25 protein-coding genes and 1 pseudogene are annotated in these 15766 nt (G+C 42.1%); 25 read left to right on the forward strand and 1 reads right to left on the reverse strand.

Annotated elements, in window-relative coordinates; all coding sequences use genetic code 11:
* Window positions 1–8 precede the first annotated feature (8 nt).
* The 6 genes from ACED59_RS07355 (at window position 9) to ACED59_RS07380 (ending at window position 3467) form a co-directional block, all read left to right on the forward strand.
* Window positions 9–509: an N-acetyltransferase family protein gene (locus ACED59_RS07355; RefSeq protein ID WP_371704825.1), complete on the forward strand. Its 501-nt coding sequence runs from the start codon at window positions 9–11 to the stop codon at window positions 507–509.
* A gap of 43 nt (window positions 510–552) precedes the next feature.
* A complete protein-coding gene (locus tag ACED59_RS07360; protein ID WP_017097426.1) occupies window positions 553–1059 on the forward strand; it encodes an HAD family hydrolase in 507 nt (168 codons plus the stop codon).
* Window positions 1052–1648: a class I SAM-dependent methyltransferase gene (locus ACED59_RS07365; RefSeq protein WP_012604039.1), complete on the forward strand. Its 597-nt coding sequence runs from the start codon at window positions 1052–1054 to the stop codon at window positions 1646–1648. The genes ACED59_RS07360 and ACED59_RS07365 overlap by 8 nt, the downstream gene beginning before the upstream one ends.
* 113 nt (window positions 1649–1761) lie before the next feature.
* Window positions 1762–2142 carry an STAS/SEC14 domain-containing protein gene (locus ACED59_RS07370; protein WP_017097425.1) on the forward strand — a complete coding sequence of 127 codons (381 nt, stop codon included), beginning with the start codon at window positions 1762–1764 and terminating at the stop codon, window positions 2140–2142.
* Window positions 2143–2306: 164 nt separating this feature from the next.
* On the forward strand, window positions 2307–2900 hold the full coding sequence (locus ACED59_RS07375) for a hypothetical protein (protein WP_017097424.1): 594 nt from the start codon (window positions 2307–2309) through the stop codon (window positions 2898–2900).
* Window positions 2901–3065: 165 nt separating this feature from the next.
* Window positions 3066–3467, forward strand: a complete 402-nt coding sequence (locus ACED59_RS07380) for an NUDIX domain-containing protein (RefSeq protein WP_017097423.1) — start codon at window positions 3066–3068, stop codon at window positions 3465–3467.
* Between the two features lie 53 nt (window positions 3468–3520).
* Here ACED59_RS07380 and ACED59_RS07385 read toward each other — a convergent pair whose 3' ends face one another.
* On the reverse strand, window positions 3521–3922 hold the full coding sequence (locus tag ACED59_RS07385; protein ID WP_004733901.1) for a YkgJ family cysteine cluster protein: 402 nt from the start codon (window positions 3920–3922) through the stop codon (window positions 3521–3523).
* A gap of 208 nt (window positions 3923–4130) precedes the next feature.
* Here ACED59_RS07385 and ACED59_RS07390 point away from each other — a divergent pair, with 208 nt between their 5' ends.
* The 19 genes and pseudogenes from ACED59_RS07390 (at window position 4131) to ACED59_RS07480 (ending at window position 15728) form a co-directional block, all read left to right on the forward strand.
* Window positions 4131–4292: a hypothetical protein gene (locus tag ACED59_RS07390; RefSeq protein WP_012604036.1), complete on the forward strand. Its 162-nt coding sequence runs from the start codon at window positions 4131–4133 to the stop codon at window positions 4290–4292.
* Entirely contained in the window at window positions 4265–4990 is a 726-nt protein-coding gene (locus tag ACED59_RS07395) for a pseudouridine synthase (protein ID WP_017097422.1), read from the forward strand. Before ACED59_RS07390 ends, ACED59_RS07395 begins: the two co-directional genes overlap by 28 nt.
* A gap of 65 nt (window positions 4991–5055) precedes the next feature.
* Entirely contained in the window at window positions 5056–5430 is a 375-nt protein-coding gene (locus ACED59_RS07400; protein ID WP_017097421.1) for a VOC family protein, read from the forward strand.
* A 307-nt stretch (window positions 5431–5737) separates the two neighbouring features.
* Window positions 5738–6151: a GFA family protein gene (locus ACED59_RS07405; RefSeq protein WP_009846835.1), complete on the forward strand. Its 414-nt coding sequence runs from the start codon at window positions 5738–5740 to the stop codon at window positions 6149–6151.
* A gap of 229 nt (window positions 6152–6380) precedes the next feature.
* On the forward strand, window positions 6381–6632 hold the full coding sequence (locus ACED59_RS07410) for a hypothetical protein (protein ID WP_009846834.1): 252 nt from the start codon (window positions 6381–6383) through the stop codon (window positions 6630–6632).
* 323 nt (window positions 6633–6955) lie between these two features.
* Window positions 6956–7702, forward strand: coding sequence for a hypothetical protein (locus ACED59_RS07415; protein WP_017061792.1), 747 nt, complete (start codon window positions 6956–6958; stop codon window positions 7700–7702).
* A 118-nt stretch (window positions 7703–7820) separates the two neighbouring features.
* A complete protein-coding gene (locus ACED59_RS07420; protein WP_017097420.1) occupies window positions 7821–8681 on the forward strand; it encodes an NAD(P)-dependent oxidoreductase in 861 nt (286 codons plus the stop codon).
* A gap of 263 nt (window positions 8682–8944) precedes the next feature.
* A pseudogene (locus tag ACED59_RS07425) lies at window positions 8945–9563 on the forward strand (RraA family protein).
* Between the two features lie 80 nt (window positions 9564–9643).
* Window positions 9644–10132 (forward strand): GNAT family N-acetyltransferase, encoded by a 489-nt coding sequence (locus ACED59_RS07430; protein ID WP_017097419.1) that lies wholly within the window; start codon window positions 9644–9646, stop codon window positions 10130–10132.
* 18 nt (window positions 10133–10150) lie between these two features.
* Complete coding sequence (locus tag ACED59_RS07435; RefSeq protein ID WP_371704826.1) at window positions 10151–10996, forward strand: MBL fold metallo-hydrolase; 846 nt, start codon at window positions 10151–10153, stop codon at window positions 10994–10996.
* A gap of 56 nt (window positions 10997–11052) precedes the next feature.
* Window positions 11053–11466, forward strand: coding sequence for an NUDIX hydrolase (locus ACED59_RS07440; RefSeq protein ID WP_017097417.1), 414 nt, complete (start codon window positions 11053–11055; stop codon window positions 11464–11466).
* A 49-nt stretch (window positions 11467–11515) separates the two neighbouring features.
* On the forward strand, window positions 11516–11923 hold the full coding sequence (locus ACED59_RS07445; RefSeq protein WP_017104348.1) for a VOC family protein: 408 nt from the start codon (window positions 11516–11518) through the stop codon (window positions 11921–11923).
* Between the two features lie 77 nt (window positions 11924–12000).
* Window positions 12001–12435 carry a GNAT family N-acetyltransferase gene (locus ACED59_RS07450; protein WP_017097416.1) on the forward strand — a complete coding sequence of 145 codons (435 nt, stop codon included), beginning with the start codon at window positions 12001–12003 and terminating at the stop codon, window positions 12433–12435.
* A gap of 89 nt (window positions 12436–12524) precedes the next feature.
* On the forward strand, window positions 12525–12881 hold the full coding sequence (locus ACED59_RS07455; RefSeq protein ID WP_029223863.1) for a hypothetical protein: 357 nt from the start codon (window positions 12525–12527) through the stop codon (window positions 12879–12881).
* Between the two features lie 36 nt (window positions 12882–12917).
* On the forward strand, window positions 12918–13388 hold the full coding sequence (locus ACED59_RS07460) for a GNAT family N-acetyltransferase (RefSeq protein WP_017097414.1): 471 nt from the start codon (window positions 12918–12920) through the stop codon (window positions 13386–13388).
* A 49-nt stretch (window positions 13389–13437) separates the two neighbouring features.
* The gene (locus ACED59_RS07465; protein ID WP_012604019.1) at window positions 13438–14052 is read left to right on the forward strand and encodes a LysE family translocator; all 615 of its coding nucleotides are present in this window, start codon (window positions 13438–13440) and stop codon (window positions 14050–14052) included.
* A gap of 110 nt (window positions 14053–14162) precedes the next feature.
* Window positions 14163–14579, forward strand: coding sequence for a VOC family protein (locus ACED59_RS07470; protein WP_017061801.1), 417 nt, complete (start codon window positions 14163–14165; stop codon window positions 14577–14579).
* 53 nt (window positions 14580–14632) lie between these two features.
* Window positions 14633–15214 carry an HD domain-containing protein gene (locus ACED59_RS07475; protein ID WP_017097412.1) on the forward strand — a complete coding sequence of 194 codons (582 nt, stop codon included), beginning with the start codon at window positions 14633–14635 and terminating at the stop codon, window positions 15212–15214.
* 121 nt (window positions 15215–15335) lie between these two features.
* A complete protein-coding gene (locus ACED59_RS07480; RefSeq protein ID WP_017097411.1) occupies window positions 15336–15728 on the forward strand; it encodes a hypothetical protein in 393 nt (130 codons plus the stop codon).
* Window positions 15729–15766: the final 38 nt, after the last annotated feature.

The raw sequence follows: 15766 nt of genomic DNA on the forward strand, positions 1-15766 counted from the left end.
AGAGAAGTATGAGCTTAACAATCAGAGAAGTCGCGGTAGAAGATGCACAAGGCATTATTGATGTATTGAATCCAATCATTATCGAAGCGCGTTATACTATCTTGGATCAGACTTTTACTGTTGATGAAGAAAAGGGATTCATTGAGTCGTTTCCAGAACGTGGTGTATTTAGCGTTGCAGTCAACGAAACGACCAACCAGTTACTTGGCTTTCAGAATGTAGAACCATTCGCGACTTACACCAAGGCCTTTGACCACGTTGGTATTATTGGCACTTATGTTGATGCAAATAGCCGTGGGCAAGGCGTTGCAAAACAGTTGTTCGATTACACATTCAAATCAGCCAAAGCCAAAGGTTACGAAAAGCTGTTCGCCTATGTAAGAGCAGACAACGAGCGCGCGTTAGCGGTATACCTTAAGCAAGGTTTTGAAATCGTCGGAACGGCTAAGAAACACGGTAAGATTGGGGGCCAGTACTTCGACGAGATCCTGATCGAGAAGTTTTTATAGGCTCGCTTAAACATTAGAGAATTCATCGTATTCAGGAGGCAAGATGACAAAGCTAATCGAATTAACAGAAATAGTCTTATTCGACTGGGGCAATACGCTGATGGTCGATTTCCCAGACGCACAAGGGAAGATGTGTGACTGGGAAACCGTACAAGAAGTGAGTGGTACTCGCGCATTACTTGCTGATCTATCGAAAACTCAACAAGTTTATGTTGCCACCAACGCTGGTGATTCCAGTAAAGACGACATCATTCGAGCCTTTGAGCGTGTTGGCCTTTCTCAATATATATTGGGTTACTTTTGTAAGGCGAGCATTGGCTTTTCTAAGTTCGATTCGGGCTTTTATCCTGCCATCATTTCCAAACTCGGTGTAGCACCACAAGATATCACCATGGTGGGTGACACCTTAGACAAAGACATTTACCCAGCACTTGAAGCGGGTTTGAAAGCGGTGTGGTTGAACACGGAGGGCGCTGATCTTAAGTCAGGGCATCCGAATGTCATGCAAGTTCAATCCCTAAGCGAACTGTTGGAGAAGTACCATGGATGATCACTCTGAGATCTGGCGTCAGTATTACCAAAAGGCACTAAGCAAACCTCATTTAAAGAGAACTGAGTACGCAATTAAACTGAATGAGTCAGGCTTAAATGTTGCGATTGATTGTGGTTGTGGAACAGGTAGTGACATCGCCTTTTTAGAACAGCAAGCGTATCAAGTGTATGGCTTCGACGTTAATCCTGATTCGATTGCACTATGTCGGGATCGTTTTGGTCGCAAATCTTTGGTCGAGATATCTGAAAGTGGATTTGAACACTATGATTACCCGAAATCTGGCGTAGTGATTGCCAATTCGAGTCTGTTTTTTGCTGATCCAACCCGTTTTGACGAGGTTTGGCACAATATTGAAAACTGTCTTGAAGTGGGAGGCGTGTTCGCGGGCGATTTCATGGGCGTCGATGACAGTTGGGCACATGGCTATCGAACCCCAACAACGCCGTTAACAAAAGCCAAAGTACTTAGCTTATTCAACGACTTTGAGATAGTACGATTCCATGAGCGAGACGAACAAGCACTCACGTCGCTGGGTAGGATGAAGCATTGGCACACTTATTCGGTTGTTGCGATTAAGCGCTGTTAAAATATCAGTATTTAAAACTCGTTTGGATGCATGTCTGTTTTGACGCCAACCTCTCATCTCTTTGTTATTTAATCCTCTAAGCTAACTCTAGTTTCCACTATGAGGGCTAGGTTATGAGTATCGAACGTCACGGAATATCAGTTGGAATTGAACGTCTTAGCAGTGAAACTATCGTTGTGTTCAAAGCGAAAGGTAAACTCACACACGATGACTATCAAGCAATGATGCCAATTCTAAATACTACGCTAGAAGAACTCGATTCATCTAAACTCAAGATGCTGGTCGACATCTCTACCTTAACGGGTTGGGAGTTACGTGCTACTTGGGATGATTTCAAACTGGGATTAGAGCTCAATTCGAAGATAGACAAAATCGCGATTTATGGTGATAAAAGCTGGCAAGAATTCGCTTCAAAAGTAGGGAGCTGGTTTGTGTCTGGTGAGATAAAGTCATTCGAAGTCCATGACTCTGCGCTTAAGTGGCTAATCGATTAGCGGTTTGATTATTACGAGTGATTAACGTGATGGTTGAGATGTTGTGGTTAACCGTCACGGCTCTATAGCTTATGATTGGCTATTTTAGTCGTAACGATACAAATATATTGTTTCAAAGCAACAGTTTACGTTTGTACTATGCGTTCTTTTTTGAATAAATTAATATGAAAAAAGTTGTTGTAGCTCTTATTGCTTTAGTTGCGTTGAATGCTTGTGTAACGCGAAAAATTCCTGTTGTGAAAGAAGCCATGTCTGTCGGTCAGATATCTGAAATTGCTGTACATAACTTAAATTGTACAATGTTCGATACTTATACACTTGAAGATTCCCATCCAAATAACGTGATTCCGGCTCTCAAAAACCAAGCATATATGTCCGGCGGAAATCGTTATCGAATAGCGGATGTGCTTGATACTCGCCGTGGACGACCAAGCAGTGTAGTTGCAGAATTTTATCTTTGTCCGACGAATTCATATCAAGTGAAGCCATCGGGAGTAGTTCAATTGTTGCCAGGCGCTCATGAAGTTAAGCCTATTGCTTTTGCTGAGATTGAAAACACAGCTTGTAACGTTATTGGCAGCCACGTAGTGCAAGAAACTAATCCTAAGTCAGTGTACACAGAGCTAGCCAATGAAGTATTTATGCGAGGTGGAAATCGCTACCATATTACGAATATTATAGCGACAGACGGGTCAAATCCGACTTCAATTTCCGCTGATGTCTACCGATGTAAGCATCGTTCAGTTGCATTTAACTAAGTTAGCGTTAAGCGACTAGTTGTGCCGTTTGGAATTCCACTTATAGCAACTTCAATCGGCACTTTTGTTTTCTTTGCTACTTGTTCACATTCGTTATTGTTTAACGGTTTAAAGTTCGTTAGTGTTCGGAAATAACAAATTGTTTAAATAACAAGGTCTAAGAACATGAATAAGGTAATTGATAAGCTGGCTTGGATATTCATCAAAGACGGCAAGTTGTTGATGGTGAGATCAAAAGGCAAAGAACTGTTCTACCTACCGGGTGGTAAGCGTGAAGCTGGCGAAAGTGACGAGCAAGCACTGGTTCGCGAAATAAAAGAAGAGATCTCCGTAGATTTAGTGCCTGATTCAATCAAATACGTTGAAACGTTTACAGGCCAAGCTGATGGCAAAGCGGAAGGCGTATCAGTGCAATTGACTTGTTACCTTGCTGATTATACTGGCGAACTGTCTCCAGATGCCGAAATCGAAGAGCTTAAGTTTGTTGATGGCAACGACAGAGCGGTATGTTCATTGGCAGCACTGGTTGCGCTTGATTGGTTAGAAGCGAACCAGTATTTGGCTTAAGGTTTTAGCGGCTATTAGCTAACGCTGAAGATTGATCTTCAAAAGATCATCGCTTACGAATAGCTTGAAGGGCGGCTGTCTTTCATCAACAGGTCGAGTTTCCTTTGAGCTTTCTTCGTGTCTTGTAAATCCACCACCTCAATCATTTCACACTCATCTCGTACCATCTCATTAATCAGGCTTGGATAGTGTCGGCAATCTTCTGGTCGGTCTAAGTAAATGCTGCATGTGTACTTGGCTTGAGCCTTGGTGTCTTTCGTCGGAACCAGCTCTAGAAAAGGGCAGCGAGTTAAACGTTCGCCAGATTCAGGGTCGAACCAGATCTCGCTTCCTCGAACATATTCAAAGATGTCTGGGTTGAACAACTCCCACAAATCGATCTCTTCTTGAGTTGCGGCAAGGTCACCATCTCCGTATTTGATACAGCATTTCCCGCATTGATTACAATTTTTCATTAGTGACTTCATTGGTTGGTGAGCTTTTATCATTTTACCACTGATAGGCGTGGCACGTTGACTTTGTTGTTCATGGTTAAGCCGTTAAGGGGCGAGAACATGGAATGACGGCGCTTAAAATCAATTTATCTATGCACCACCACTCCAATCAAAGCTGTAAACAGTGATACAATTTGCGCCTAGCAAGTTATTAAAACAAGGCATAAAAATGAGAACCGTATACACCACCGAAGGCGACATCAACGCAAAGAAACAGAAAGACGCTTACCCAAAATTGGCGCTATGTGATAACTGCGTTAGAGACTATGTGGTGATTGCTCAAGGCGAACGTACTTATAAGCCATGCGCAAAATGTGGTGCCGACGATTAATGCGCCTTGATAAATACCTATGTAAAAGCACTGACCTAACTAAGCCTGAAGCGATTGAACGCATCCATAATGGCGAGGTGAACGTAAACAGCGAGACGGTCACCGATGAATCAGCTCAGGTTCATGAAAGCAACACCATCTTGTTGAATGGCACGCCGCTTAAGTTGCGTGAATTTCGATACCTCCTAATGCACAAGCCTGCGGGTACTATTTGCTCCAATATCGATGAAGTTTATCCCTCGCTGTTCAACCACATTGAGATAGACAAAGCATCAGAACTGCACATAGCAGGGCGCTTAGATGCCGACACCACAGGCTTAGTCTTGATTACCGATGATGGGCGATGGTCATTCAACATCACTCTGCCAACCAAGTCATGTAAGAAGGTGTACCGCGTGACATTGTCACGAGATATCAAAGATGATGTCGCAGACAAGTTCAAAGCGGGTATTCAATTGCAGGGCGAACAAAAGCCGACGCGTCCGGCAGAGCTTGAAGTGATTACCAGTAAAGAAGTGCTGTTGACCATAACTGAAGGCAAGTTTCATCAAGTGAAACGAATGTTTGCTGCGATAGGGAATCGAGTTGTTGGACTACACCGTGAGCAGATTGGTGATGTTCGTTTAGATGTTGAAGCAGGCCAGTGGCGTTATCTAACTAAAGCCGAAGTCGACTCATTTCAGCAAGACTCTGAATAAACGCCGTAACTACTTAAAGCGTTAAGCGTGTCAGCACAAGAATATCAACACTATAAGGATGTAGGATGGAAAACCTCAAAGTCTCAGAAATTAAGTCTTTCGTACCCGCGAAAGACTTCGATTTATCCAAGCGCTTTTACCAGTCAATCGGCTTCGAAGTGATGTCTGAATTTCACGATATCGCCTATCTACGACACGGCGGTTGTGCGTTCCTTCTGCAAAACTTTTATGAACCTGCGCACTGTCACAATTACATGATGCACTTGCTGGTTGAAGACGTAAAAAGTTGGTATCAACACATCCAGAACTCTAATGTAGTGTCGGAATTTGAAGTTACCGTTTCCGAGGTTGTTGAACAGCCTTGGGGAATGCTTGAGTTTTGTATCACTGACCCAAGTGGTGTGCTGTGGCGTGTGGCTGAAAACATCAGGCCGCGTTAATTCATCCAACTTGCATTGATAGTATGTCTAGGTTCACGGTGCTTTTCTGTCCTATTTGCGAGAGTGACAATTTAATGAGCATGGAGGTTTTGTAATGGGAACTGTAATCGGTTTGGTGATTCTAGCTGCTATAGATTTGTATCTTGTTCGTAAAACAGGGCTTCATATTCATAAATGGATCTCTAAAAAGTATGCCGCGTATCTGTCGGATAAGGGAAACAAAAAATAGCCTTTTCTTATTAAGTCATCGGTATAAAAAACGTTATCTGCTATTCATTTTACACACATTGCAAAGGTTGGAGGATTCATGAAAGGTAAAGGAAAGTGCCTATGTGGCTCGGTTGAGTTGGAAGTAGAGTACGCCAGTAATGAATTGGGGGCTTGTCATTGTAGTATGTGTAGAAATTGGTCTGGCGGTCCGATGTTAGTCATTGATTGCGCTGACTCAGTTAAAATATCAGGTGAATCAAATGTAGTGAGATATAAGTCATCCGAGTGGGCTGAGAGAGGGTTCTGCGGTAAATGTGGTACTCACTTGTTTTACTTTTTGGTGCCGAATAATCAGTATCACCTTCCTGTCGGTTTATTGATGTCTGGGGATGACTACAAATTAACTCATCAGATATTTATCGATGAAAAGCCCGAATACTACGAATTTAAAAATGAAACACAAAATATGACTGGCGCAGAAGTATTTGCCCACTTTGAAAGTGGAGAGTAGCACTTAGTTTTTATTAGCTTAAGACTAATTCACAACGCTCGGCATTTTTTAGTTGCGTCGAGTTTTGTGTTTGCAGTGTAATGGTTTCGGTTAGGTGTTGCTCACGCTTAACGTCCCAGCATCAACCCCCAATTTGAAGTGACTCGAAACTCGATTGTGTGAACTGCTAATAGTTGAATGGTTACTCTAAAGTACACTGAGTTTTCTAACGGCTCTTAGGGGGGCAGAAATGACAGATATGGCAATATCAAGCTACCTTGGCTGGTTGTTACTTCTTATAGGTTGTTATCCTTTCTGCCTTGTTGGTGTCAGTATGTTTTTCTATGATGCAGAGCGTAAACAAGCATTAAGGTGGTTGAACGGCGTTAGTTTTCTATTGGCTGTATTCCTTCTTTATATGCATATGCAAACAGAAGTTATCTATGGTCGGGAACTGCTCGAAGCCTGGTATCGTGATAACCCAGGAGATAGCCCTCAATAGAAAGCACATAACAAGCGCTTATTATCTATATCAGCATGATGCTAAACGATTGGCATTTCCAGTTCGAATCAACTTTAGTGTTTTCGGTACAATGGTTGAGGTTAGGTGGTTGCTATGTCAGCCACTTAAAGCGGCGATAACTCGTCTATCCAATTATGCTTATCTGAGTGAACCATGTTCTCTTAACAAGTATAGCTCACCATTTTTGGCATCAACTACGTACGGTTTTTGACTGGTAAAAAGAGTTACTTAATGTTGGTAATTACTTAGGTTACTATTTAGCAAAGTATTGATTTGATATAAAAAATTTTTGGACGAAGGTTATGAGAAAAATAATATTAAACATTGTCTTACTATCGGTGTTTGTTGCGTCTTTATTTCTAACAATTTCATCAGCAATAGACATTTCAAAAGAAGTGACCGTAAAGCTCCATGAGTTTGATTGGAGTGGTGTCTCCGGTGTAATGGACATGGTCATGGTTATTTTAACTTTCGTCTTACTGGTTGGACTGAAACAAGGTTCGAAATCTATTGAGGAATCGACCCGAAGTCGTAACGCCGAATTGTTGAATTGGGCGATGGAAGAGATGTCAGCATTAAAACCTGCGATTAGGTTGGTGACAGACGCTCACAAAAGAGAGCCTTATAGTCAGGTAACTAGTGACGTTAGTGTGGATTATGTATCGACATGGAGCAAAGAAGAACTACAAGCAGCTCAAGCTGTAAGTGTCGCGTTGCAGAGAATGGGGTACTTTGCTACTCATGATTTGGTATCAAAAAAGCATTTTCTGAATCTTTGGGGGCCTTTATATCTATCATGTTGGTACTCACTCGAAGGTTGGGTTAAACATAAGCGACTTCAACTTGATGAACCTTTTGATATCGCTGATGGTGCATACTCGAGGCTGTACTTTGAAAAATACGCCATGTACTGTGAAGAAAAGTTACCGCCTTTGTTATTGAATAATACAAGAAAGCAGTTTGGCTTAGAGCCAATGGTTCAACCCAAAGCCCACATTAAGTTGGGCATAAAATTGAAAGCAAGGCTCACAGAAAAGGTTGATATCTAACTACTCACCACACAATACTTTTTGGAATCAAAGGGGCTTGTTAGCTTGATCAACACATAAATGCTAAGAGTGTATTGGCTGATCGTATATTGAAGAATGTTTCTTCAAAGGGAGATGCATGTCATTGGTTATGTGTAATGGAGAGAATAAGGGAATAACGAAAGTATTAATTGCGGGGGCTAGTGGATACATTGGTCGTCACGTTACATCGCTATTCACAAAAAGTGGCTTTGAAGTTTTTACATACGGTAGAGACAAAGTCGTCACACCTCCTATAGTTGGGTTAATAGAAGATAGAGCTGACTTTGAAGGCTTCTTTGACGTGGTTGTGAATTGTGCGCGTCCACATTGGTCACAATTCTCCGCACATGAAATAGCCGATGTGGAGCAGAAATTGCTCTCTGAGTTAGACCTACTTGCCGCTAAAGGCGCAACAAAGATACATACATCAGGTGTTTGGCTTTTTGGCAACGCATCTAGCGCTGATTTGAGACAGTTTAGACTGAAACCCTTAGACGCCGTTAGATTAGACGTAGAAACGATACATAGCGCTATTAGAAACAGGTGGCACGTCGTCTACTGTCCTAGTTTGGTTTATGGCGGTGAGGATTGTCAGCTAAAACGAATTGTAGAATCTTTCTCTAGCCAAACGATTGAAGTACGTATGCCGTCTATCGGCTTTAACCAATATGTTCATGTTTACGACATTGCGCGGTTCTATCTACTTTTGGCGCAAGGCCGGACGTTAGAAAAGCAGCATTTTATTGCTGAGACGCAAGGCTATAGCCCTGCAGAGTTCGCTCGACTCTTACTAGCTGCAAAAGCGGTAACAAAAGTACGAAAGATCCGTTGGGAAGAGTTTGAGGTAGAAAACGGTTCGTTAGCTGTAGAAGTCGAGAAGATGAATCTTACACTTCCAATTAGTTATTCGTTTGAGGCTACTGAGTCAATTAGTGAATATATTGAAAATTACATATAGTTGAGTGCTTATTTCTAATTACCAACCCTAGGTACTTTTAGTTGAGTTTAGTCTCTCCGGCGTCTGTACTTAAGTTAATCGGTAGCGTCACAATAATTTCCTTTCGTAACAGATATGAAGCTACCGAGTCGCAGGAATAGATCTTTTTGTAGAGCTGAGTCCGAGGTCAACGTTATCTTTGAGTTAGCTCTATATCATTGAATGACAAGCGTGCGTCACACCTTTGTTTGGCGTGAGGATTAGTTCAAACATGGAGTGAAAATATGAAGTCAGACTTTTCAAAACTTGCGACAACCGATTACGGAAACATACTAAGTAACGACCACTTTATTAATTTTAGTATTGGTCCTCTTTGGCAGGGAATGCCGCGAATTTGTGGAGAAGCATTTACTGTCCAGTTAACGTCTGGTGATAATTTAATGCTTCATTCAGCCATATACGAAGCACCAGAAGGTTCCATCATTGTAGTGGATGGAGTTGATAGCGAATATGCAGTAGCCGGCGGTAATGTATGCGCAGTCGCGAAGAGTCGAGGTATTAAAGGCTTTATTATTGATGGTGTCATTCGAGATTTGACTGAAATTTCAGATATGAAGTTTCCAGTTTTTGCGAAAGGTGTTCATCCAGTTCCGGGAAAGAAAGAGGTCTATTCTGAATTGGGCGCTCCAATCACTTGCGGGGGAGCAAAGGTCTCTGCGGGAGATATCATTGTTGCTGATGCAGATCAGTATTGTCGTTATTCCTAAATCAAAGAAAGACGAAGTGTTTTTAATGGCTTCAAAGAAAGCAAGTGACGAAGCTTCATTAACACTCGCTGAGTGGGAAACGAGTCATAGGGCCAAAATAGCCCAAGCAATAACGTCTGCGAAACAAATATCTTAATTGATGCAGCAAGTTGATTTGTAACGCGTGGCATTTTTCATCAATTAACAGGCGTTAGGCGACAACGAATAAATTCATCCATGGAGAAGAGAGTGATCGTACGGACTGCGACGAAAGAAGACTCAAGTGTCTTGTTAGAGTTTATTGAACAAAAAGCTGACTTTGACCGGAGTATGAAAGGGTTTAGTGGCGAAATCTCGACAACTATAGAGAAAATCGAACGCACATTATTTGGTGATTACGCATTTGCCCATGCATTAATATTGGAACGGAATTGTGAGCCTTTTGGCTTCGCACTGTATCACTATCGATATTCATCCTTCAGTGGAGAGCCATCAATCTGGCTTGACGACCTATTGGTTACAGGAAATCAAAGATCAAAAGGGTATGGCCGTGAACTTATGTTGGCTTTAAAGTCACAAGCGGAGTCATCATATGCCTCTCACATCTCATGGACGGCAAGTCCACATAATAAGAAAGCGCATGATTTCTACAAAAGGTTGGGTGCAGAGGTTGAGCGAATGGATGATCAAAGACCTTATTTCCGTTGGGCAATGTGCGATTCGTAAATGAATCAAAAGGGAACTATGAAAATAACGACGCTGGTTGACAACTCTCGACTGGATAACAGGAAAGATTTAGCCGTTGAGCGCGGACTATCACTGCATATTGAAACTGAATCGCTAAAGATCTTGTTCGATATGGGAAGTGGCGATACGTTTTGTCAAAACGCACCATTACTGGGTATTGATATCAAAGATGTAGACCTCGCTGTCATATCACACAGGCATCATGATCATTGTAATGGCACCGCTGATTTTGTTGCTCATAACTCTAAAGCCAAAGTGTTTCTGAAAAATTGCGAACAGAAAAGCTATCATTTCCGAGCTTTCGGTTTTAAAAGTGATGTCGGGATCAATACGGACTTGCTAGAAAACAGCAACGATCGGTTAGTCTTCGTCAATCGTACGACTGAGATCGCACCGAATGTCTTTGCTATTACTGATATTAGTGCGAAACACGAACAACCTAAGGGCAATAAATACCTATATACACAGTCGAAGAATCAACGAGAGAGCGACTCATTTGATCATGAATTACTGTTAGTGGTTAAAGAGTCAGACGGTTTAGTTATATTTACTGGTTGTGCGCATAGTGGCGTTCTCAATATGGTTGAAACAGCGGTTGCTATGTTCCCAGGAGCGAGAATAAAAGCCGTTGTCGGGGGCTTTCATCTAGTGGGGTTACCATTATTGAATAGTATTGGTGGCACAAAGCAAGACATTAGAGATCTTGGATTGACGTTGTCTCAATACCCCATTGATAAACTGTATACAGGGCACTGCACAGGCAAGAAAGCTTATGGCCTGTTGAAAGAAGTATTAGGCGAGCGTTTGGAAGCAATGCCGACAGGTCGGCGTATTCATGTGTAGCGTTGGTCAAACCTTAGCTGTACGTTTGTCTTTTGGTAAGAATTAAGGAGTTTTAAGTGAGTCATGAAGTAAGAGTAGGTGTCGCTGCGGTTATTCTACGTGAAGGACGAGTACTACTTGGAGAGCGAATTGGTTCTCATGGGGCTCATACGTGGGCAACGCCGGGCGGACACCTTGAATGGGGTGAGAGCATTGAAGAGTGTGCCAAACGTGAAACACTTGAAGAGACAGGCCTAGTTGTTAGTGGATTTGAAAAGCTCTCTTTTACCAATGATATTTTTGAGAAAGAGAACAAGCACTATATAACGCTGTTTGTTGTTGCTTCTGACGCTAGCGGCGAACCACAGATAACAGAACCTGATAAATGTAAGCAATGGAAATGGTTTAAGTTAGATGAGTTACCAGAGCCATTGTTTCTTCCTCTGACGAATCTGTTGAGCGATCCAGTCATCTTTGGGAAGCTGGCTTAGTAAAACAGATTCTCCTCATATCTCTAATTGAATGACTAAAGGATCAATGATGACATTACGAGTAGTTCCAGAGCTTTATTGTTTCGATATTAATGTGAGCAAATCCTTCTTTGTCGATGTGTTGGGGTTTGAAGTGAAATACGAGCGCCCAGATGAAGAGTTTGTTTATCTAACGCTTGATGGTGTTGATGTGATGCTTGAAGGGATTGCGGGCAAAAGTCGAAAATGGCTTTCAGGTGATCTGGCGTTACCTTTAGGGCGTGGCGTTAACTTTCAATGGGATGCTATCGACATCGAACCTCTATATCAGAGAGTTAACGAAAGCGCCGCTGATTCTATTTACTTAGCGTTAGAGTCGAAGTCTTATCAATGTGGAGAGTCCATAGCGATTCAGAAGCAGTTCATCGTTCAAACTCCAGATGGTTATCTCTTTAGGTTCTGCCAAGATATTCGTTAACACATAAGTATTATTAGCTACTCATTTATTACGAGAAACACGGCTAACTAAGTACCCGTATAAACAAGGAGAGTAGAGTGGTCAACATTCGGGAAATGGACATTTCAGACTACGACTCAGTGATCGCGTTGTGGTGCCAGACAGAAGGCATGAGTATTCGCGATGCCGATTCGAAAGAAAGCATTGCGAGCTATTTAGATCGTAACCCTGGTCTGAGTTTTGTGGCTGAAAGTAACAACGAGATCATTGGCGCTGTGTTAGTCGGAACGGATGGACGTCGTGGGTATTTACAACATTTAGCTGTCTCGGCCAACTTTAGAGGGCAAAAGTTAGGTTGTAAGCTTGTCGCAGAGGCGGTCAACGCTTTTGCAGGGTTAGGCATCCCGAAGACTCACTTGTTTGTCTATAACGACAACATCAACGCTCAACAGTTTTACGAAAAGTTGGGCTGGTTTCCTCGAGATGAAGTTCGAATGTACTCGTTTAATAGCTCGAATAATAGTAACGTTTAGCCTTAAAGGTTAGTGCTGGTTGAGCTTGAATTTGTAACAGATTCGCGCCCATCTTCCCAATATCAAAACAATCCTTGGAGTATTTAGGAATGTTGTTTTTTAGTCTGTCTAAACCATTGATTCAAGGCTCCGAGTTATGTTCTGAGCTGCTCAATTTCTTAACCGAGCATAAGAGTGATTTCGAAGAAAAGTTAATCCCAGATCTGTCATACATCGATGATATGGCACATGTGGTGAACGGTATTAAAATCAAAGACGTTCTACACATCAGTAGCAATCAATACCGACTTCAATATTCGTTTGATTGGGAGTTGTTTCTAGGTTGTTCAGATAGGAACGAAACTGGTGTAGAGAATGGAAGTGTTCTATTCACGCTTGAGGACGATAACGTTCTTAATATCAACTTCCCAAACTACGGTTCTCGAGACACTAGCGATGAGCTCTAGTCGGTTTTTCGTGCGTGTTATACAGAAGGAACAACAATGATAACTATCGAAAGGCTTGAAGAATCACATGTGGCGTCAGTTCAGGCCATCCAACTCGCCGATGAACAGGTTAAGTTCGCTGGTACAGCTGCAGAGTTTTTATTAGACGGGAGTGAAACCACGCACTTGCACGTGATTAAGTCTGATAACGAAGTTGTTGGTTTCTTTAAGCTGGATATCGCTTACGCAGAGCACTACGAATTCTGCCCTGAAGGAAGTATTGGCTTAAGAGCTTTTGTGCTTGATAAAAACCAGCAAGGTAAAGGTTTAGGAACGGGCACGGTCAAAGCTTTGTTTCCATATTTAAAAGCGAATTACTCAGCGTATGAGTTGATTTACTTAACCGTGAATTGCAAAAATCCCGCAGCATTCAACTGTTATAAGAAAGGCGGCTTCGAAGATACCAATGAACAGTATTTAGGTGGCGCAGCAGGCCCGCAATTTATCATGCGCGGTCAAATCGTTTAGTCACATAAATAGGTTAATTGTCGAACGACAAACGATCTAGGGAGGGATCATGTCAATTACATCAGGAATTGCTCTATTTGTTGCGATGTTACTATCTGCAGCCATACCGGGACCCAGCGTTCTCGCAGTTCTGTCGAGGTCTCTAAGCTTTGGTTGGAAACAAGGCTTGTTAGTGGTGCTTGGCGTACTAATCGCGGATTACATTTTTATATTCTTAGCTTTGTCTGGTTTATCAGCTTTAGCTAGCGCAATGGGTGAATTTGCTACGGTAATTAAATATGTAGGCGTTACCTATTTGTTTTGGTTGGCTTACACAACATGGACGTCAGATGTTAGTGAATCATCGAGTACATCTTCGGAGCAAGGAACGAAAGCCTCAAGCGTGACTATCGGCTTATTGATGACAGTTTCAAACCCAAAGGCGATTTTGTTTTACATGGGTTTCTTTCCCGCATTCATAGACCTAAAAACATTTACCACAACAGATGTGATGATGATTTTGGTGATTTCAACTGTAGCTGTAGGTGGAGTATTGAGTCTCTATGCTTGCACTGCCTCTAAAGCTCGTTTTGTATTTCAAGGGCGCTCAGCAAAGATGCTATTGAACAGGTTATCAGGTGGCTTTTTGGCGACTTGCGGTGCTTTGCTAGCAACTAAAACATGAGTACTCTTAGGACTGTTTTAACCATAACACCAAACTAAGTGTTAACTCCTAGTGTCTTTGCCTGCTTCATGGCATCATTCCACGTAGCTAAAACCCCAACAAGGTATGTTATGAAACAGAATATTGTCCACATTGCACTCGTGGTAAAAGACTACGATGAAGCGCTTGATTTTTATGTAAACAAGCTTAAGTTTGATCTCATCGAAGACACGTATTTACCAGAAGAAGATAAACGCTGGGTTGTTGTTGCTCCACCAAATTCAACCGGTGTGAGCCTGTTACTTGCTAGAGCTTCCAAGCCAGAGCAACTTGATTTCATCGGCAACCAAGCTGGTGGACGCGTATTCCTATTCTTAAACACCGATGACTTCTGGCGTGATTACGAACGCATGACGTCTTTGGGCATTAACTTTGTCCGAGAGCCTAAAGAGCAAGGTTACGGTACCGTTGCTGTGTTTGAAGATCTTTACGGTAACTTGTGGGATCTGCTTCAGTTAAACCCTGAACACCCTATGGCTAACAGGTAAATAAGCTAAGGCTCATTCGTGTGTTGCTCAAGCTCAATTAAAGGAAGCTCATCGTGGAAGAAATCAAAGGCATTCTGCAATTCATGGTCGAGATTGAACAATTAAAGGATGTTCATCGACAGACAAAACCGGTTGGATTGGATCGATATGAAAACTCCGCTGAGCACAGTTGGCACGTCTGTTTGAGCGCTCTTATGTTGAAAGACTATGCCAATGAACAAATCGATATTACGCGAGTGATGAAGATGTTACTGATACATGACCTTGGGGAAATCGATGCAGGAGACACCATCATTTATGCCAGTGAAACCGAAGAAAACAAACTCAAAGAGAGAAACTGTGTTGAGCGCTTGCTGAAATCATTGCCAAGCCATTTAAGAACCGAGTATTTGGATTTATGGCTTGAGTTCGAAGCGGGTGAGTCACCGGAAGCCAGATTTGGTAAGGCGATCGATAGAGTGCCGCCTTTGCTTCATAACATCCATGGTGGGGGTCATAGCTGGAAAAAGCACAACATATCTAAAGATAAAGTACTGACCTTTAATGGCGAGCGTATTTCTAAAGGCAGTCGTGCTCTATGGAAAGAACTAGAAGTGCAGCTTGAAGGTGCTGCGGACAAAGGGCTATTAAAGTAAAAGTTAGCTATCTTGCCAAGTAATGGCAAACAAGTTTCACCTAACAACGTTTAAATTAAACCCGGGAATTCATAGTGTTACTTCAGAGTAGCAAGCCCATTGTTGAAGGAATAAGAACCACATGAAAACCACTGCTTTAGCTGTATTGTTACTTGGCGTTTCCGGTTGTGTATTTGCAACCGATAACAATATTGAAGCTATCGATTACCAAGTGTCGATCACTGTCGAGGATTCTGAATCAAAACTCAACTTCCCAACCTTTAAGTTCGACTCTTTCGGACAGGAAGTCTCATCTCAAACTGAAGAATGCATTTATTCGGGTGTTCTTTCTAAGCATGAAGCTAACGCTATTCTACTGGAAGCCAAAATGTCATGCGATTATGAAAATGGAGAGTCTAGCGGACAGATGCCTGTTTTTATTCTTGATAAAGATGGTGGAGAAGCAAGTATCGAGCTCGGAGAAAATGAAGCAAACCTGTGGAAATACACGGTTCTAATTAAAGCGCTTAACTAAATTTCAAACGATACACGGTTACTCTTTTTGTTGTGCGC

Origin of the sequence: Vibrio sp. FF266, from assembly GCF_041439695.1 — a bacterium.
GTDB lineage: Bacteria > Pseudomonadota > Gammaproteobacteria > Enterobacterales > Vibrionaceae > Vibrio > Vibrio tasmaniensis_A.